We start from the raw sequence: 18093 nt of genomic DNA, 5'->3' as shown, positions 1-18093 counted from the left end.
AAATTTTATTTACAATCTCTAAGAGTCTGATTGTATTGTTAAAGCTAACAAAGTTTTTTAATACATTTTTATTATGATTCAGATAGATAAAACTAGTCTCTCAATAGCTATAATCCCGACTGATTCTGGTCAGCCGGGCTCTTTTTTATTTGCAAAAATATTTGGGCGGATAAATTATCTATCCAAGTGAGTAACTGTAAATTTGATATGTGAATAATCTTTTTCAGGATTTTTATCAGCTAAGAAGGCCGTTGCATCTTTTTTAATTTGCAATAGGTTAATATTCTGGGCCTGAGCAGCGTAAACACAGCCGCAATAACATTGACGGTAAATATCATACTCTTCACACATCTCTACAGAGCGTTTGTATCCTTGATTTTTCTTGAAATCACTGGGCAGATAATGAGTAGTGTAAATCTTTTGCACTTCAATTCCAATACTATTGATGGTTTGGGAATTTTTGTGTGGGCTAATGGTCAAGGCACTACCAAAATAGTCAAAACCTAGGTCAACAGCCATTTGTGCGGTTTTATCCAAGCGATAGTCAAAACAAACCTTGCAACGGTCGCCACCTTCTGGCTCCTCTTCCAATCCTCGAACCAATTTGCGGTATTCACTAGGCTCGTAAGGAGCCTCAATGTACTGCACATGATTTCCTGTTTTTTCATTGAAATCGCTGACAAACTTCTGCGTCACATAAGCCCGTTTGTGATATTCTGCCTTTGGATGGATGTTAGAGTTGGCAAAGTAAATCGTCACATCAGCATACTGAGTCAGATACTCTAGTGTATAGGTGCTACACGGCGCACAACAGACGTGCATTAAAATTTTAGGTCGAGTATTATCTGCTTGCCAGACCTTAACCATCTGTTGCATCACGCGGTCATAGTTAATTCTCTGGTTAGGATTCATCCTACTCAAAATTTCTTCTACATTAATCATAAAGCTCTCCTTGGAAAACTGGACTTGACCTTTGCTACAAATCCATGCACTCTATTTTATCATAGAAGAATGTTTCAGACAAACCATTGAACAGGCTAAAAGGGGGCGGCCCCCAAAATACTCGATTATTTTTACTTCTGCCTAGAACATTCCCGCCTAGATTTACCGTACTGAGGATTCTCAGACACCATTATTCTAATAGCGTCTAGATAAGATAAGGCGCAAAAGATAATAAAGGACCAGAACCAGGCTAAGTGTCAGAGTCAAAAACTGACTGAGAGGCAGAGTGAAGGGAAAAATCATGGACAGGACAGTTAGGCAGGCACCGAGAAGCAAGAGAATATTGAAAAGCAGAGTTCGGGCCTTTTCATCAATCATCTGATTACGCTCATCCGTCACCTGAATATACAGCCGCTCGAAACGGTCCTTCTGCCCCAGAGCAGCATTGTAGCGAATGGTCATACCAGACAGTCCTAAGAGCAGTCCAACCAAAATACCTTCCTGCAAATCATCCAGAGAGTGAAGATGACTGTAAGCCAGACCCAGTAACAAAACCAAGCTAAGTATGCGGCCCATGAGGATTTTTCTTTGCAGTTTTTTGCGAAATTCTTCTTTGCTTAGAGTCTTCATATCCGCCTCCTATTTTTCATATGCTTGAAAAATTTTTAAAATCACCACAATCAGGAACATTCCCACAAAAGGCAGGATTTCCTTAGGGATAAAATTGGCTTGCAAATGGAGATAAGATAAGCCAACCACCACTAAAATAGCCAATATCCATTTACACAAATAAGTCCATTTCATGATTCATCCTCCTCAAAGAGAAACACTTCTTCAATCCTTAAATTGAAAAAGGAGGCAATTTTATGAGCCAAAAGCAGCGAGGCATTGTAGCGGCCTTTTTCCAAAGAAATAATCGTTTGTCTCGTGACCTCTAGCTTCTCAGCCAGCTCCTCCTGGCTGAGTTTTTTTCTTTTACGTAATTCTTGAATTTGATTTTCCAAGGCTGCCTCCTTTCCATAATGTAAAACAAACTTTACTTTTCAAATATAGTATAGCCTCCTTTACATCTTTTGTCAAGAAGAAAGCGGCAAAAAAGAACTGAAACTTTAAACATTTCAGTCCTTTTATCATCTTTATTGATTTCCTTTGTTATTTGCCTTTTAAAGCTACAGTCAACTCAACACAGGCTCCTCCTTGGTCTGGATTGAGCAGGATCAGACGACCACCGTGCAAGAGAGCTACCTGCTTAGAAAAGGCTAAGCCGATACCATGATGGGGATTAGCTGAATTGCGGCTTTGGTCACTCTGATAAAAGAGCTGTTCCGCTCCCAGCAGCATCTCCTCTGAAAATGAAGGGCCGTTGTTCCAGATAGCAAAAACCAACTGATCCTGCTGCACTGATACCATCAGCTTCACTTCCTTTTGATCCGGATCAGCATGTTCAAGCGCATTCAGTAAAATATTGAGCAAAGCCCGTTTGAGATAGTCCAAGTGAATCGACAAAATCAGACTAAGATCACAATCTTCTTGGAGATAAAAACAATAGCTTTCCTGTTTGCTGAACAGTGCCCAGTCGTCTTGTAAATCAGCCAAAAAGTCCCCTAAGGAAAGCTGACTGAACTGATTAGAATCAATCTGAAAAGTCTTAGCGTAATCAATCAAAGAGCCGCAATACTCTTCCATCTTGTGACTAGCCTGCAAAATCTCAGCAGCATAGTCTGCCTGTGGCTGGCTCAACTGCGCCAACTCCAAGAGCTCAGCATTCCCCTTAATCACAGTTAGGGGCGTCTTCAAATCGTGCGATGTCGCTGATAGCTGTAAAATCAACTCCTGATTATGCTGCTGCTCTTTTTCTAGAAGACGAGCATTTTCTTGGTGGCTGCTCCGTAAATCGCTATAGACTTCGAGCATTTCCTCAATCCGAAAAACCTGGCTTTGATTTTCTTCTAAAAGCTTCTCGCTCGTTAGCATTTTTATTTCCCTATCGATTTTTCGGAGCAATTTCAAAATATGATAAAAAGTAATCAGCAGCAAGCTCCCTGCCCAAAAGAACAAGGTAAAAAGAACGTGATCACTTCCTTGCGTAAATTCATAGCCTATAAGCACAAAAATCAAAACATGAAAAAAGACGATTTTTAAACTGGTTGTCCAGACTAGGCTTTTGAAATTTCGTGTCCTAATTGCCATCTATAGCCTACTCCTCTCACTGTTGCGATTGCTTGCAGCCCTTCTTGTTTGCATTTTTGACGAATCTGATATACGTATTCTGAGATGGAGCGAAGCTGTGTTTCTGAACTTTCTGGGTAAAGCAAGGTATGCAAGCGTTCAGCTGAAAAGGCCTGCTTGGGATTGCTAGCTAGTAAATGCAGCAACTTAAACTCTCGCTCTGAAAATTTCAAGACTTTACCAAAACAGGCAACTTCATAGCACTCTGGATAAAATTGACAAGAAGCAATTTCAGAATATCGCTCCTCACGCCTTTCCTCCCGCCTAAGATGAGCTCTGACACGCGCCAGCAATTCTTTGGTTCCAAAAGGCTTGACAATATAGTCATCTGCTCCACGAAAGAGCCCTTCCACCTTGTCCGCCTCCAATTCCTTAGCCGTCAGAAAGATGATTGGACACGAAAGATGAGGACGAATGTAGGAACACAACTCAAAACCATTAACAGGCTCCATCATCACATCCAGCAGAATCAAGTCATATCCGACAAAATGCGTCAATTCTAGCTCTTCTATCTGATCAAGCGTCGTCACATCATAAGCATCGAGCTCTAGGACGTTTTTCACCAGCTTCAAAATGCTCTGGTCGTCATCAACCACCAAAATACGATACTGTCTCATGATTTCCATTATAGCATACCTCTAGCGAACATCTCGTTTCAAGGTTAAGAATATAGCAGAGCTCCAAACCAAAGCTAACCATAACAGCTGTATTCCCAGCCCTGAGAGATCTATTGAATGCTGAAGTCCTTCATACTCAAAAAGATTTAGGGTAGCTAGATCGGGCAGGTATTTTGCTTCCTTGATGAATGTTGCCAATAAACGGCTGAGACCAATCAAGAGAGGAAAGAGCACCGACACCGGCACAACCCAAGATTGAAATAGCAAAGCGAGGCCAGCAGTTAAAAAAGCCAGAAAAAGATTGCTGAGAATACCAAAAGAGCTGTAATAGAGGAGTTTCCCCAGTAAGGACCAGCTAAAGCTTAGGTCAAAACGAGCCAGCATAACAAGGAAACAGCTGCCTACCATGACACTGTAGAGAACTAAGAGCAGCAAGACCAGAAAAAGGATTTTCCCAGCCAACCAAGCCCTTCTATTTGATACGGTTAGAAAATTCGTTCGCATCCCAGACTTGACAAACTCCTGGGCAAAATAGAGCGAAGTAAAGATGACGATGACAGGCTGCGCCAGATAGAGGGCATGCAAAACCTCGCTCAGAGCCTTTGTCTGGCCAACTGCTGTCTGACTATAGTCAAGATTCATCAGAAAAAATGGAACAGCTACCAGAACCACCAAGGCTGCACCAAGAGCGAGATAGTAAGAACGGAACTTAATCCATTCACTTTTAAGCAGAGCTTTGATCATCAGTAGCGCCCTCCTAAATCCGTCTTCAAAAAGCGCAGAGAGGTCATGCCGCCGATGACTAGCAACCATGCACCAAGTATCAACAGCCCTTGCAAGGGATTGTTAGCATATTGGGAAGTTGGCGTTGCAGTAAACAACTCTCCTGCTGGCTGTGGCAAATAAGCTCCCCAACTCGTGTGAGCTGCCAGGTAGTTTCCCAGATTATAGATTTGGGGTACGAGAAAAAGCAGAGGAACTAGCATGGTCCGAGCCAATAAACCTAACAAAAACGAAAGGATTCCCAATAAGGTCAGAGATAAGGTTTTCCACAAAATTAGACTCCAAGCTGCCTGATTGAGCAGAATCGGATCAAGCCCTTCCTTTCCTAAAGCCAGATGCATGACCATATAACTAAAGTAGATTGATAAAAAGCTAGTGGCAAGAGAAAAGCAAGTAAAGGTCATGAGTTTCCCCACAAGCAACTTCAGGCGGTTATTACAGGTCAAGAGACTGGTTCTCAAGCTATGAGACTGAAATTCCATAGCTCCCAAAATTCCAGCTAAAATGACCAAAACCATGACCGCCATAGAAGCCCCGTTGAGACCTAGATATTCCAGCGGATCAATGGCGTTTATCAGATTAGGAACCGTCTCAGGCGTGGCATCCAAGCCGACAGATAAATACTGTCGACCCTCCAGCCAGGATACGGCAGGCACCAATAGCAGCATGAAGGCCATACTCACTTTGAAAGCCTTGGTTGAGCGGATTTTCAACCATTCTGAATGCAATAAGGACATCGTTTCTTTCATCTTAAACCTCCTCTGTCAAATCAAAGAAGAGATCTTCTAGACTGTCTGAATCTTGCAGCACCTCTTCCAATCGTCCCTGCTCAATAATTCGCCCATGATGAATCAAGACTACATCATCTGTCACCATTTGCACCTCTGATAGGATATGGGAAGATAGAAGTACCGTTTTCCCTAAATCAGCCTGCTGACGGATGAACTTTCTAAACCACTTAATCCCACTTGGATCTAGTCCATTGGTCGGCTCATCTAATATAAGAAACTGAGGATCACCTAGCAAAGCTGCTGCTAAACCCAACCGCTGACCCTCCCCCAGAGACAGGCTTGACAAGAGGTCCTTCCTCTTATGAGCGATTCCAGTCATCTCTAAAACTTCATCGATCCGATACTTGGGAATAGCATTACTCGCCGCAATAATTCTCAAGTGGTCATAGACCTTTCGATTTGGCAGACCGCCAATGCCGTCAAAGGCTGCACCTACCGTTCTGAGCGGATAAGTCATTGACTGATAAGTTCGCCCATCAAAAGTCGCAGTTCCTGCTGTCGCCCGATCTAACCCCAAGAGAATCCTCAAGGTCGAACTTTTCCCTGCACCATTTGGGCCCAGAAAGGCTGTAATCCGACCGCTTCTAGCTGTAAAAGAAATATCTTCTAAAATCTGCTTGCTGCCCTGCTTTTTGCAGACTCCTTCTATTTTCACTGTATGTTCCATACTGAACTCCTTTTGGTTTTTCTTTAGTATACAGGGGCAAGTTCAGAGAAAGTTCAGACAATAAAAAAACTTGTCTTGCGACAAGTTCTTTTTTCATTTTTCGACTGCATCCCAGAGTTGGCGGATACTTTTTTTCTGCACGGGATCGACAAAGTGTGGGGCGATTTCCACCAGAGATTGCAAAACAAAAGCTCGCTCAGCCACATAAGGATGAGGAACAATCAAGTTTGGACTGTATATCTCCTCCTGTCCTATGTAAAGAATATCCAGATCAATCACACGCGGTCCCCATTTGATCTCCCGCATGCGCCCTAGTTCCGCTTCGATAGTCAGCAGGGTCTGCATTAATTCCTCAGGATTGAGCCAAGTTTCAACTTCAACAACTTGATTGAGAAACTTGTCTTGCTCAACGCCACCCCAAGGCTCTGTTTCGATACGACTTGATGCCTGCAAAATTCTTATTTTCTGCTCTGCTATTTTTTCCAAAGCTGCATCAAGATTGGCAGCTGGGCTGCCTTGATTGCTTCCCAGAGCAATAAAGGCCTTCCACTTTTGACGCACTAACTTGACTGAGCAGGTCTCTAGAGGCAGCGGCACTGGCGCCCAAGGCTTCTTGACCTCCAAGCTGACCCTCTGCACCAAAGGATGCGTCAGAAAAATCTGATCAATCAGCTTGTAAGCCAGCGTCTCAATCAAGTCTTCCTTACTTTCCTGACACCAGCGGGTCAGATCTTGAGCCAATTCTCCATAGTGAATAGAAGCTGTCAGGTCGCCTGTTTTGGCAGCTCGGGTCATATCATAGTCCAAAATCAAGTCTAGCACAAAACGCTGACCCAGTTCTTTTTCCGCTCCAAAAACACCATGATAGGCGTACACTTCCAAATCCTTAATCCGTAGCTGATCCATGACTCTCCTCTCCTTGCTGTCAAGCCCTTAATGCCCCATCAGTTTGTAAGCTTCATTTTTCAGGTCCTTGTCCGTCGCTAAAATACCGCGCGCCGCTGTAGTAACCGTTGCAGTGCCAGGCTTTCTGACTCCCCGCATATTCATGCACATATGCTCAGCTTCCACCCAAACCAAGGCTCCTTGAGCACCCAGATATTCCATTAAGGCCTCTGCAATCTCTACAGTCAATCGCTCCTGAATCTGTGGTTTCTTGGCATAGACCTCTACCGTTCGAGCCAGCTTGGACAGGCCTGCTACCCGACCATTTGGCACATAAGCGATGTGAACCTTCCCGTAAAATGGCAGGAAATGATGCTCACACATGGAATGGAAGAAAATATCCTTCTCCACCACCATATTATTGTCAATGATTTCAAAAGACTTAGCCAGATGTTCCTCAGCAGTCTCGCCCAGCCCAGCAAAGATTTCCTGATACATCTTAGCAATGCGCTGTGGCGTCTCCTGCAAGCCTTCGCGGCTTCCGTCTTCGCCAATCGCCTCAATAATCTGGGCTACGGCTGCTTCAATTTTCTTCGTGTCCATATTCACTCCTAGATTCTTTTTCTTTGTCAATGATATAGGCTCTGACCTGAGCCAGGAAATAAAGGGAGCCCGTAATCAGCAAGAGCTCATCGTCCCTGTGCTCTACTTTCAAATAAGCGTCTAAAAAGGCCTGCCAATCAGCATAGTGCAAGTCCTGCTCGCAAGCCAGCGCCTCCAGTTTTTCTTTGGAAAAGCTCCGTGGGTCCGCAAAATTAGTCAAAATTAACTGACTCTTAGGTACTTCCTTGAGCTGAGCTACCATTTCCTCCAGAGATTTGGTCTGGATACAGCTAAAAAGGATTTTCTTATCCAGCTCTTGATAATGTTGGTTCAAAGTCCTCGTCAATCTCTCCATAGCATGAGGATTGTGGGCGCCATCAAGCAAGATACGAGGTTGGTGCGAAATCTGCTCCATCCGCCCCGGCCAGTTTGTCGCCACTAAAGCGACGTCTATTTGCTCTTTTGTTAAAAGCGGTAGTTGCTTGCTCTGACAATAGAGGTCACAGAGCTGAATAGCCAAACCAGCATTATCTACCTGATGTTGTCCCAAAAGAGGCGTTAGGTAATGCTCTGCTTTTCGATTGGCATTGGAAAAGCTGAAACGTTCGCCTGAGTCAGTTCCGCCCAAGCTTGTCACTTGATAAGATTGACCGTACACATAGTGAGGCGCTTGCATTTGATGAGCCTTATTCTCAATGACTGCCAGAGCTTCTGGCTCAATCCGCCCAGTCACCGAGGGCACATTTGGCTTGATAATCCCAGCTTTCTGCTCGGCAATTGCTGCCAGAGAATGCCCCAGCAGAGCCACATGATCTAAGCCAATGGTCGTAATGGCTGTCAAATCAGGTCGGCAGACATTGGTACTGTCCAAGAGGCCACCCATGCCAACCTCCATAATGGCCACATCGACCCGCTCCTGAGCCAAATAATCATAGGCCAAAGCCGTCATGATTTCAAACTCAGTCACTCCCTGCAGAACCTCATCATCCACTTGCTTCTCAAAAAGGACTCGATAAGTCTCTAGGAGCCGTTCCAAATCTTGATTGGCAATAGGCCTACCATTGATGGCGATTTGTTCACTGTAGCTGATCAGATAGGGGGAGGTAAAGGTTCCCACACGCAGACCTCGCATTTCCAAGAGTTGACGCAGATGGGAAATGGTTGAGCCCTTCCCGTTGGTCCCTCCTATATGAATCACTGACAGCTGCAAATGGGGATTTCCCCGCAGCGCCAGCATCCGCTCCATTCGTTCCAGCCCAAAGTTGGGGCTATCCGTCCGATAGGCTTCCAGCCAGCTTAAATCTGACAATTCTTCTTTTATCATACTCACTTATACTGCCGTAAATTTAGATCTTCCATTTTCTGAGCCAGTCGAACGGCATCGCCAATCTCGGCTGCCATTCGGTGGACTCCTACATCATGCACTCGGACAGCCTCAACACCCTGACTGGCCGCAATGCTGGTCAAATGAGCTGAAGCCATGTCTCTGTTTTGAAAACCAGCTTCCGTATCTGGGTCGGTCTCAAAACCATTTTCCTCCAAGATATTGACCAAAAAGCGTTTGCGAGAGACACCCAGAAAAATGGGAAAGCCAGCCTGATGAATGCTCCCCAACTCCTGTAGGAGCAGAAGATTCTCCCGCTTGGTCAAACCAAAGCCAATCCCTGGATCCAGCATGATTTGCTCCTTCTCCAGCCCAGCTTTCTCAGCTCTTTCCAGTGTCTTTTCAAAAAATGCCCACATGAGCGCCTGAATATCCAGCTGCTCAAAATTTGCTAATTCTGACTCGGTAAAAGCAGGTTCAAAGCCAAAAGTCGGAAAGATTTTCGAGCTAGTATGTTGGGGCCGAGCTATGACTGGATTGAACATGGCAATAACTGGTGCTCCAGCCCTGGCAGCCACAACTGCCATTCTCTCATCACCCAAGAGTCCCGTGATGTCATTGATGATATTGGCTCCAGCAGCCAAAGCTGCTTCTGCAACCGGTGCCTTCCAAGTATCCACAGAAATGAGGATATCACTTTCCCGACGAAGAGCCTCAATGACCGGCACCACTCGCTCTATTTCGGCCTCTATTTCCACAAAATGGCTGCCCGGACGAGTCGACTCGCCGCCGATATCCAGCAGATGAGCTCCTTGAGCTCTCATCTTTCGAGCCTGCTCCAGAGCCTTTTCCACCGTATCATATCTGCCCCCATCCGAAAAGGAATCTGGGGTAACATTGAGAATCCCGCAAAGGGCCGTCTTGCCTTCAGGGGCAAGCTGTCTTAGATTTATCATATTTCCTTTCCAATGCTGCCTCTTAACAAAAAGGGTACACCTATCTAGTGTACCGCAAAGCCAACAGCAGATGCAGCAGCAGTTTTATAAACTGCACTTGTTCCTACAAGCAGCCCTTTCAGACTCTTGTTTCACTTATCATTTTACCACAATTCTACCATTTAAGAAAACACTTTTTACAAACAGAAGGGCAAAAGACCGAGAACGATAATATTTCGGATGACATGGGCCAGCAAGGACAGCTCCAGTGGCTGCACCCACCCTTTTAACAGCTGAACAAAACATGTTCCTAACCCAAGATAAAGAAGAAAACACGACAGTTCTCCAGGATTTCGAAAAAGAGAAAAGAGAGCAATCCCTAGCACAAGCCCCCAATTTTCTCGATAGTTCATCCGCACTTTTAGCTTAATTTTCTTGGCAGTCAGTGGTGAGGAGATAAATAAATCCATGCCCAGCAGCAATAATGAGGAAGAGAAAAAACTGTCTGAGAACATTTGCTGTACGGGTGCTAGCAGCGAGGTCTCCCAACCACAGAGAAGAACCACACCCACTGCATTGGCTGCAATCATCAAAAAATAGAGACAGCGCAAGTGTTGAAATCGTTCTGAAGAGCGCACTTCTTCCTTAAAATCCTCTAGCTCATGTGAAAAATAAAAGGCATAACACAAGAGACAGAGAATCAGGCCAAGGATAAAAAGAAAACTAGGCCTAGATAAGACCAGCCGATTCGACACTGGTTGGGCTAAAAGCAGCAAGCTTGCTTGAGTCAGCATCGCCACTAATAAAATTTGAATCATTTTTTGTAATCTGAGCATAATCTCCCTTTCACTCCCTAAAGCTGAAATATAACTTTAATTATAAAGAAAAAGGGTTTGCCTCTTAGCTGTCTGTCCTAAAAAAACACTTTTTAACCCTAAAAGGTCAAAAAGAGGCAAAATTGACCTCTTCACCTCTCAACTGTCTATCATTAGCGCTTCATAGCCAACATGATTAGGATAGCGAGGCCATTACGCAACATATGGGCTAAAATCCCCATTTCCAGACGCTTAGTCTTATAAACAACAAATGCCAGAACTCCACCCATACCAGCATAAAGGACAAAACTGCCAATATTGGTCGGACCGTGGAAAAGGCCAAAAAGAACTGAGCCGACCACCAAACCAATCAGATCATGCTTAGGAAATAGCTTTTTCGGAATCAAGCCACGGAAAATAATTTCCTCTAAAATCGGTGCTGAAAAGACAGCTCCCACAACAACCAAAACAACTGGCACATGCTGAAATAAACCTTCCAAAGCAGCTTGATTGGCTGTCGTTCCTGAAAGCTGACCTTCTAAAATCAAAATAATCACTGCCAAAATACTAACCCCAAAAGTCATCAGATAGGATAGAGCCAGCCAGCCGACCGATGACCATTTGAAAAATCGAAAATCTAAGGTCAGCAAGGCCTCTTTCTTGGCCATTCGCAGGGCATAAAAAATAATGAGTAAATAAATCATCAAGACAAGCAAGGTCTCCCCCATTGAAAAACCTTGCCCTCCTTCTTTAAACTGTTGAATCACTACAAAAGGGACCTGAGTTTGCAAAGCCACAAACAAAACAAGTAAACTATATTCTATTTTTTTCAAAAAACTTTTCATACTTTCCTCCTATTTTCTTAGTATAGCGAAAATTTTCCGTCCTGTACAGCTAATTTCGAAATATGTCGCTAAAAGTAAGTGAGACGATGTCCATGATTGCTGCGCAATCACTTACAAACGGATAAAAGCAAATCAAAAACCCTCATTAGGTCTATAAATCCTAGTGAGGGCTTTGTGGTTGATTATTGATTCTTAAAACGTTCTACATCACGCGCAATGACTAATTCTTCATCTGTCGGAATGACCAGAACCCTTACTTTAGCAGCTTCTGTTGAGATGTCTCCTGTTGCACCAAAGACATTCTTTTCGGGATCGACATCGCAGCCAAACCAAGAAATTCCTTCGATAACCATTCGACGAATCGTTACAGAGTTTTCGCCAATCCCAGCTGTAAAGATGATTGCATCTGCTCCATTTAAAACCGCTAAATATTGGCCAATATATTTCTGGATTCGATCGACAAAGATTTCATTGGCCAACTGAGCTTTCTCATCACCTGCACGCATCGCTGCATGAATATCCCGCATATCACTTGATCTTTCAGAAACGCCCAAAAGTCCAGATTCGCGATTTAGGATGCGACTGATGTCCTCTGGCGTATTAAAGTCATCTGTATGTTGTATTAAATATGGGATAATCGCTGGGTCAAGGTCTCCCGTACGTGTTCCCATCATAATACCACCAAGCGGAGTGAAGCCCATAGAAGTATCTACTGAAATCCCCTTATCCACTGCTGTGATAGAAGCCCCATTCCCAATGTGGCAAGTAATCAGTTTTAATTCTTCAATCGGTTTACCCAACACTTTCGCAGCTTCGTGGGCGACATATTCATGGCTGGTACCATGCGCCCCATATTTCCGAACCTTGTTTTCAGTATAATATTTCGTTGGTAACGGGTAACGATAAGCCTTTTCTGGCATCGTTGTGTGGAAAGAAGTATCAAAAACCACGACACTGGTAATATCAGGCAAGATTTCTTTGAAAGCACGGATTCCCGCAGCATTTGCTCCATTATGAAGAGGAGCCAAAAGAGCTAATTCTTCGACTTTTTCAATGACTTCTTCATCTACCAGAGCTGATTCCTTGAAATATTCCCCACCTGCAACGACACGGTGGCCAACACCTGTAATTTCGTCATAAGACTGGATAATATCAAAGCGCATCAAGTCATCTAATAGGATTTTCACAGCCTGAGTATGATCAGCAATATCTAAAATTTGCTTTTCTGAACGGCCGTTAAATTTTACTGTAGAGATAGAATCCTTGAGACCGATCCGTTCAATCAGGCCTTTTGCGAGCACTTCTTCTTCTGGCATCAAATAAAGCTGCCATTTCAAACTCGAACTTCCAGCATTAATAGAAATAGTTTTTGACATTTCGTCACCTCTTTAAGCGTTTTCAAACCTATTATATCAAAAATTTGTTTAAATTTCACTATCTTTGCGCCAGTTTTGAAAACTTTCCCGAAATTTCAAAATCTCATTCTGGTTCTGCAAATCCTGCAGGAGATAGATAAAAGGCTGAATGTCTGTCTCTTCTTGTTTCCTCAAAACAAAAAGTGTCTTAGCATGCTGACTGCTTGAGAAAATAGTTTCTGGCAGGACAATCATTGCAAGAAGCTGGGCTTTAGAAAGCAACCATTTTTTAAGCAAGTGACTTTGCTTACTCGTCAGCAGATCATTTGGCGCGAGAAAGATAGCATAGCCTCCTGGCTTTAAATATTTCAGCGACTGCTCGATCAAGAGATGATGAGCGTAGGTATGCTCTTCTGGACTGGCAACCTCATAGCGAGAAGCAACCGCATCATCCGGATAATAGCCCACTGGCAAATCACTGATAATTAGATCACTTTCTTTCAGAACCTGAGGCCGCACAGCATCTCCTTGGGCAAAATGTGCCTTGGAATTCATGACCTCAGCAATGCTAGCGGACAAATCAATCAGTAAATCGTCAATTTCCAAACCTAGATAATCAATATTTTTTCGAGTATGATTGAGAATGGTCTCAGCCAGATTTCCCATACCGCTTCCAATTTCGAGAAGATCGACCTTTTCACCTTTCGCCAGCTGGTCAATCAAAAAACTAATCAACAAACCGATCGAATCAGGCGTGAATTGATGATTGGCTTGAAGCGGCTCTGTTTGAGAGGCCTTCATAAAAATAAACTGATAGGCCCGACGCCACTCTTCCTTAGTCAAATGCAAAGCGCGAAGCTTCTCGTTATTTTTCAGAATTTCTTGTAAATCGGTATCCCCGTCCAGATAGATCCCATTCTGCTCAATCAAGGCATCGTAAAAATTGGTTGCCAGAGCATTTTGGATATTTTGCACATTTTCTAAAATCAAGTTGTAAGCTCGTTCTATCTTTTCAAATTTCATGGCATCCTCCGTTGTCTTATGATACCAAAAAGAAGACGTCTTTCCAAGGGGTATCGGATTACAAATCTTTTACATTTCTATCACTTACGGTTTTTGTCGATTGAAAGCGAATGTTCTTCATTTTCTTTAGCATTTTTTGCCTTCGTTTCTGCCTCCTTCTTATTTTCAAAATAGAAAGAATAGCTCTTCTGATTGGCGAGTTGGCTATTGACCTCCAGCATTTTCCCCTGCTGGCGATAATGGGTGCTCCCTTGGTCAAACGTTAACTGACCGCTATCCTCTGTGACGGTGTCCTTGGTCAAAACAGCCAAAGCATAAGCTTCTACCCGCTCTCGATTTGCTTGGAAGAGGCGCTGATTGGCCACCTGCCTATTTAGATAAAACTGCAAAAGCAAGCTGAAGACCGCTGCCATGAAGAGGGCATAAAGCAAGATGCCTGCCTTAACTTTTATCTTGCACACGATAGATGTACTCTCTTTCTAAATCATTGTCAAACCGGAAGCGAAAGCGAACAAGGTCTCCCTCCTGACTGACCGGAGCAGCTTTAAGTCCATAAATCATAGGCTGATAACCACGCCCTGAAGCATCTGTTTTCCGGAAATCATCACCCCGAGATTTGCCCAAAGCCAGATTCTTGCCATCCTGTTTGATATAGATTTTGTCGTTTTCGACCCTGTCAAATTGGCTGCGCGATAGCTCCGTCTCTAACTGATCGACAAATAAGAGCCATTCCTGCTGCTTATTTTCCTGTTGCTGTCGTAGTTCAAAAGCCAAAAGCTTAGTCATAGACTGAAAGACTAACATCCCACCGCTCAAAACCAGCAGGGCAACTAAAGTCTCTAAAAGTGTAAAAGCTTTGATTCTAACGTTTTTTAACACTGAGCACCTTCTCCTCCTGATGATAAACGGTTAATTGTCGGTCTGTCTTGACCTGGCGGACCGTGATGCCATTGACTGTCAGACTTTCCTGCCCCGTCTGCATGGCCATCCGAGCAACCCGTAGGACTTCCTCCTCCTGCAATAATCGTGTCTGCTCCTGCCGCGACTGGCTAATCTGCCCAAGCAAAAGGCTGGCAATAGCCGCAAAAACCGCCATTGCCACCAGAGCCTCCAGCAAAATGCTAGCCTTCATTCGTCGTCTTTTTAAATTTTCCATTGCCCATATAAAGCTGGTAAACAACCCTTTTATCCTCCGTTTGAAAAACAATCTTGCTGAGCGAAGAATTCCCGCCAGCTTGATCAAACTGAATAGTCTGAGGAGCATGCTCCTGCAAGGTCTTGGGAAATTCAACTTGCTGGTAGCCATTGGAAATCTTACGGTCCGAAATGGTCAGCTTTATCTTTTCATGCCCAGCCAAACTCAGCTTTTGGCTCTCCTGATAAAGATGCTCAAATTCCATGAAAAACAGCTGCTCCTGCACTTGATTGAAACCAGCCTGAACAGAGCCAGATAGACCTAATAAAATGAAACTGACCACAAATAAAGCTAGGAGACTTTCCAGCAGCGTAAAAGCCTTAATCCGCAACTGCGCGAGTTTCACTACTGTTTTTTCCATAGTAAGCCTTATAAGATTCCACCTGCTTGTCGGTAATCCGACCATCCGCAACCAATTTTCCTAGAGTGGCTTTTTCATTAACATTCTTCAATTCATAAAGCTCAGCCTGACTTTCCACTACCTTGACGACAGCCGCGTTACCGCTTTCTGAGATAGTATCCTTTTGCTTAGTCAAATTTGGAACAAACAAGAGCATCAAGACGCTGATAATTAAAAGGACGACTAACATTTCCACCAAAGTAAAGGCTTTAACCTTCAAAGTTTTTAGTTTTTTCATAATTGAATCTCCATATTCTGATAAATTGGCAGCAACATAGCTGCATAAAGTAAAACAATAACAAGGGCGACAAAGACAAAAACGAGAGGCTGAATCAAATTCATGGCCCGATTGATTCTCAGGAAAAACTCTTCCCAAGTCTTTTCAGCATATAGTTCCAATTCGTCACCCAACTTGGATTTGACCTCTCCGTACTCGATGATTAAGGCCAATTCTTTCTTAAAGAAGGGATAGGTGCCGACCTTCTCGGCGTAGCCCTGACCTGCACCTAAGGCCGTCTCCAAGTCTCGCCCCAGCTCCTGAAAAAGCTGAGAAGGCTGGTCCTGCATGATGAGAAAGATCTGGCTTAATTCCAGCCCTTGACCAATCATATTTCCCCATTCACGCGCATAGTAGGCCGTCAGATAGGCTCGTACTAAGGTGCCAACAAGAGGGACCTTGGCCAAACGACTGAAAAATCTCATCTTAGAGCTCTTGCGATAATAGAGCCAGCCACCGCAAATCACCAAGCAAAACGCCAAAACATTTCCCAGAAAGATTTGTGGTAGATAATGAATGAATTGAGTGGCCATATTTTGACTGTCCAGCTGGGGCAAGAGATAATTACGCAAGCCTAGCATAATCAGCACTAGAAACCCAAGCAGCATCAAGGGATAAGTCCCCACCTCAATCAATTTCTTACGGACCTTGGATAGATTTTCCAGATAATCCTCGATTTTACCCAAACTAAGATTTAGATTTCCATGCAGCTCTGACAAAGACAGCTGGGTGACCACATTATCCGAAAAGCCTAAACGCTTCATCATCTGGGAAAATGACTGGCCAGCAGCCAAGCCCGAACGCATTTCCGCGACATAGAATTCCTCTAAAAGGGCACTCCGCCGCAGGAAATCAACAATCTCCGCCAAATGAAAACCGCTGGTAAAGAGATTGCGAAACAGCTCGATAATCTTCTTTTGCTTAGGCGTAGATAATTTTTTCTGCCTGCCTTTGATCAGCTGTGATATGTCCATCTGCAAAAAGCTGGTCAATCTGCTGGTTCCAGAGATTGGCTTCGTGCTTTTGATAGTCTTGGTTGACAAAGTCGATCACACCTCCTCCCCCGATTAAGCGCTGGTAACAGACGCCCTGTAACACCATGCGCAGCTCATCCTCACTGACACCCAGCTCCAGCAGGCGCTCATACACTCCGCGAATGCTCTTAGCATGGATAGTTGAAAAGACCGTTGCCCCTGTCAAACTAGCCCTTACCACCGCACGAGCCGTTTCTTGATCGCGGATTTCACCGATAATCAAGAGGTCCGGCCTGTGACGCAGAGACAGCTTGATGAGACTATCGTAGGTCATCCCAATCGTTTCATTCAGCTGAAGCTGGAGCATGTTTTCCTGCTTGATTTCCACAGGGTCTTCGATAGACATGACCTGTTGTTGCCCAAATTTCATCTGAGCCAGCTGGTGCATCAGCGTCGTCTTTCCACTACCAACTGGCCCTGAAAACAGATAAAGACCACGAGAATGTACTTTTTCACGAAGAGTAGGCAGATTGTCAAACCAAAAACGCAGCTCACGCTCCTCATCGTGCAGGAGACGAATCACCAGACTCTCATAGCCACGGTAATCCCCGACCGTCGACAGACGAAGCGAAACTGTAACATCTCCACAATCATAATCACAGGAACCTAGCTGACTGCGCCTCTTCTCCCCTACATTCATGCCTGATACAAACTTAAAGTGGCTGATGACCGATGATAATAAATCAAAATCATAGGTCTGAATAAAACGGCGCTCATCACCCACCCGCATATAGAGCTCATAGCAAGAGCTCTTGGGAATCAGATAAAGATCTTGGGCCGCTTCCTGCCTAGCCGACTGAATCATTTCCTTTGCAATTTCTTGAACCATAAGTCCTCCTCACCTTATTATTCGCAAAAGAAAAAAGAAAAGGCTGAGAAAAATCCCAACCTTCATATTTTATTCTATTTTTGAATTATTTTAATCCTCACAGGGCAGGCCCGATGGTTTTCTGTCCCATTTTGCTTAACATAACCTGGACGGAATTTATCCTCAGAAATCCGACATTCATTTTCCAGTAAAAAGAGGGAATGATATTGCTGAATATCTTCATTGCATTCTTCACACCATCTTTTCTCTTTAGGATCCCAAAAAATAGTCATTAAATCACTGCGACTGCTATAAAATGGTGAGCACGCCACCATTTCCTCCCAGCGTAATTTATAATATTTCAAAGCATCATAATAGTCTGCGAACTGCTTTTTCTCGATAATATCGCTTTCCCAGCCTTCCAAAAACCACCAAGGCTCACAATCCCCAAACATTTCTATTACACAGTACATACGCATCCTCTCTTTGTACCGTATATTATATATAAAATCCTTTGATAATGAAACTATTTTGCTTACAGCTTGGACAAAGTTTTATTTTCTAG

24 protein-coding genes and 1 pseudogene are annotated in these 18093 nt (G+C 43.9%); all 25 read right to left on the bottom strand.

Going from position 1 to position 18093, the window contains the following annotated elements; genetic code table 11:
- Positions 1-174: 174 nt before the first annotated feature.
- Entirely contained in the window at positions 175-942 is a 768-nt protein-coding gene (locus STRDD04_RS05170) for an epoxyqueuosine reductase QueH (RefSeq protein WP_037617351.1), read from the bottom strand.
- Positions 943-1137: 195 nt separating this feature from the next.
- Positions 1138-1572 carry a DUF2178 domain-containing protein gene (locus STRDD04_RS05165; RefSeq protein WP_062199929.1) on the bottom strand — a complete coding sequence of 145 codons (435 nt, stop codon included), beginning with the start codon at positions 1570-1572 and terminating at the stop codon, positions 1138-1140.
- 9 nt (positions 1573-1581) lie between these two features.
- A complete protein-coding gene (locus STRDD04_RS10940) occupies positions 1582-1746 on the bottom strand; it encodes a hypothetical protein (protein ID WP_124765806.1) in 165 nt (54 codons plus the stop codon).
- A complete protein-coding gene (locus STRDD04_RS05160) occupies positions 1743-1946 on the bottom strand; it encodes a helix-turn-helix transcriptional regulator (RefSeq protein ID WP_062199927.1) in 204 nt (67 codons plus the stop codon). The genes STRDD04_RS10940 and STRDD04_RS05160 overlap by 4 nt, the downstream gene beginning before the upstream one ends.
- A 148-nt stretch (positions 1947-2094) precedes the next feature.
- Positions 2095-3132 (bottom strand): sensor histidine kinase, encoded by a 1038-nt coding sequence (locus STRDD04_RS05155; protein WP_062199925.1) that lies wholly within the window; start codon positions 3130-3132, stop codon positions 2095-2097.
- Positions 3099-3797 (bottom strand): response regulator transcription factor, encoded by a 699-nt coding sequence (locus STRDD04_RS05150; protein ID WP_062199923.1) that lies wholly within the window; start codon positions 3795-3797, stop codon positions 3099-3101. Before STRDD04_RS05150 ends, STRDD04_RS05155 begins: the two co-directional genes overlap by 34 nt.
- 12 nt (positions 3798-3809) lie before the next feature.
- Positions 3810-4532, bottom strand: a complete 723-nt coding sequence (locus STRDD04_RS05145; RefSeq protein WP_062199920.1) for a lantibiotic ABC transporter permease — start codon at positions 4530-4532, stop codon at positions 3810-3812.
- A complete protein-coding gene (locus STRDD04_RS05140; RefSeq protein WP_062199918.1) occupies positions 4532-5320 on the bottom strand; it encodes an ABC transporter permease in 789 nt (262 codons plus the stop codon). The genes STRDD04_RS05145 and STRDD04_RS05140 overlap by 1 nt, the downstream gene beginning before the upstream one ends.
- A gap of 1 nt (position 5321) precedes the next feature.
- Entirely contained in the window at positions 5322-6029 is a 708-nt protein-coding gene (locus tag STRDD04_RS05135; protein WP_062199916.1) for an ABC transporter ATP-binding protein, read from the bottom strand.
- 93 nt (positions 6030-6122) lie between these two features.
- The gene (folK, locus tag STRDD04_RS05130; protein WP_062199914.1) at positions 6123-6935 is read right to left on the bottom strand and encodes a 2-amino-4-hydroxy-6-hydroxymethyldihydropteridine diphosphokinase; all 813 of its coding nucleotides are present in this window, start codon (positions 6933-6935) and stop codon (positions 6123-6125) included.
- 27 nt (positions 6936-6962) lie between these two features.
- Positions 6963-7517 carry a GTP cyclohydrolase I FolE gene (gene folE / locus STRDD04_RS05125; protein ID WP_062199911.1) on the bottom strand — a complete coding sequence of 185 codons (555 nt, stop codon included), beginning with the start codon at positions 7515-7517 and terminating at the stop codon, positions 6963-6965.
- Entirely contained in the window at positions 7498-8841 is a 1344-nt protein-coding gene (locus STRDD04_RS05120) for a bifunctional folylpolyglutamate synthase/dihydrofolate synthase (protein WP_062199910.1), read from the bottom strand. The genes folE and STRDD04_RS05120 overlap by 20 nt, the downstream gene beginning before the upstream one ends.
- Before the next feature lie 2 nt (positions 8842-8843).
- Positions 8844-9797 carry a dihydropteroate synthase gene (gene folP, locus STRDD04_RS05115; protein ID WP_062199908.1) on the bottom strand — a complete coding sequence of 318 codons (954 nt, stop codon included), beginning with the start codon at positions 9795-9797 and terminating at the stop codon, positions 8844-8846.
- 176 nt (positions 9798-9973) lie between these two features.
- On the bottom strand, positions 9974-10612 hold the full coding sequence (locus tag STRDD04_RS05110) for a hypothetical protein (protein WP_062199906.1): 639 nt from the start codon (positions 10610-10612) through the stop codon (positions 9974-9976).
- 152 nt (positions 10613-10764) lie between these two features.
- A pseudogene (locus STRDD04_RS05105) lies at positions 10765-11485 on the bottom strand (CPBP family intramembrane glutamic endopeptidase).
- 133 nt (positions 11486-11618) lie between these two features.
- On the bottom strand, positions 11619-12812 hold the full coding sequence (locus tag STRDD04_RS05100) for an acetate kinase (protein WP_062199903.1): 1194 nt from the start codon (positions 12810-12812) through the stop codon (positions 11619-11621).
- Positions 12813-12860: 48 nt separating this feature from the next.
- Entirely contained in the window at positions 12861-13814 is a 954-nt protein-coding gene (locus STRDD04_RS05095; protein ID WP_062199901.1) for a class I SAM-dependent methyltransferase, read from the bottom strand.
- Between the two features lie 80 nt (positions 13815-13894).
- Positions 13895-14275 (bottom strand): competence type IV pilus minor pilin ComGG, encoded by a 381-nt coding sequence (gene comGG, locus STRDD04_RS05090; protein WP_062199899.1) that lies wholly within the window; start codon positions 14273-14275, stop codon positions 13895-13897.
- Entirely contained in the window at positions 14256-14714 is a 459-nt protein-coding gene (comGF, locus tag STRDD04_RS05085) for a competence type IV pilus minor pilin ComGF (RefSeq protein ID WP_410468295.1), read from the bottom strand. Before comGF ends, comGG begins: the two co-directional genes overlap by 20 nt.
- Positions 14677-14970, bottom strand: coding sequence for a competence type IV pilus minor pilin ComGE (gene comGE, locus STRDD04_RS05080; protein WP_187423908.1), 294 nt, complete (start codon positions 14968-14970; stop codon positions 14677-14679). Before comGE ends, comGF begins: the two co-directional genes overlap by 38 nt.
- Positions 14936-15370, bottom strand: coding sequence for a competence type IV pilus minor pilin ComGD (gene comGD / locus STRDD04_RS05075; RefSeq protein WP_062199893.1), 435 nt, complete (start codon positions 15368-15370; stop codon positions 14936-14938). Before comGD ends, comGE begins: the two co-directional genes overlap by 35 nt.
- A complete protein-coding gene (gene comGC / locus STRDD04_RS05070) occupies positions 15330-15647 on the bottom strand; it encodes a competence type IV pilus major pilin ComGC (RefSeq protein WP_062199890.1) in 318 nt (105 codons plus the stop codon). The genes comGD and comGC overlap by 41 nt, the downstream gene beginning before the upstream one ends.
- Positions 15644-16660 carry a competence type IV pilus assembly protein ComGB gene (gene comGB, locus STRDD04_RS05065; RefSeq protein ID WP_062199888.1) on the bottom strand — a complete coding sequence of 339 codons (1017 nt, stop codon included), beginning with the start codon at positions 16658-16660 and terminating at the stop codon, positions 15644-15646. Before comGB ends, comGC begins: the two co-directional genes overlap by 4 nt.
- A complete protein-coding gene (comGA, locus tag STRDD04_RS05060; RefSeq protein WP_062199886.1) occupies positions 16608-17549 on the bottom strand; it encodes a competence type IV pilus ATPase ComGA in 942 nt (313 codons plus the stop codon). Before comGA ends, comGB begins: the two co-directional genes overlap by 53 nt.
- Before the next feature lie 74 nt (positions 17550-17623).
- Positions 17624-18001, bottom strand: a complete 378-nt coding sequence (locus STRDD04_RS05055) for a DUF1033 family protein (RefSeq protein ID WP_062199884.1) — start codon at positions 17999-18001, stop codon at positions 17624-17626.
- Positions 18002-18093: the final 92 nt, after the last annotated feature.

Origin of the sequence: Streptococcus sp. DD04, assembly GCF_001578725.1 — a bacterium.
Taxonomy (GTDB): Bacteria; Bacillota; Bacilli; order Lactobacillales; family Streptococcaceae; genus Streptococcus; species Streptococcus sinensis.
This window is presented reverse-complemented; position numbering and strand designations above follow the sequence as displayed.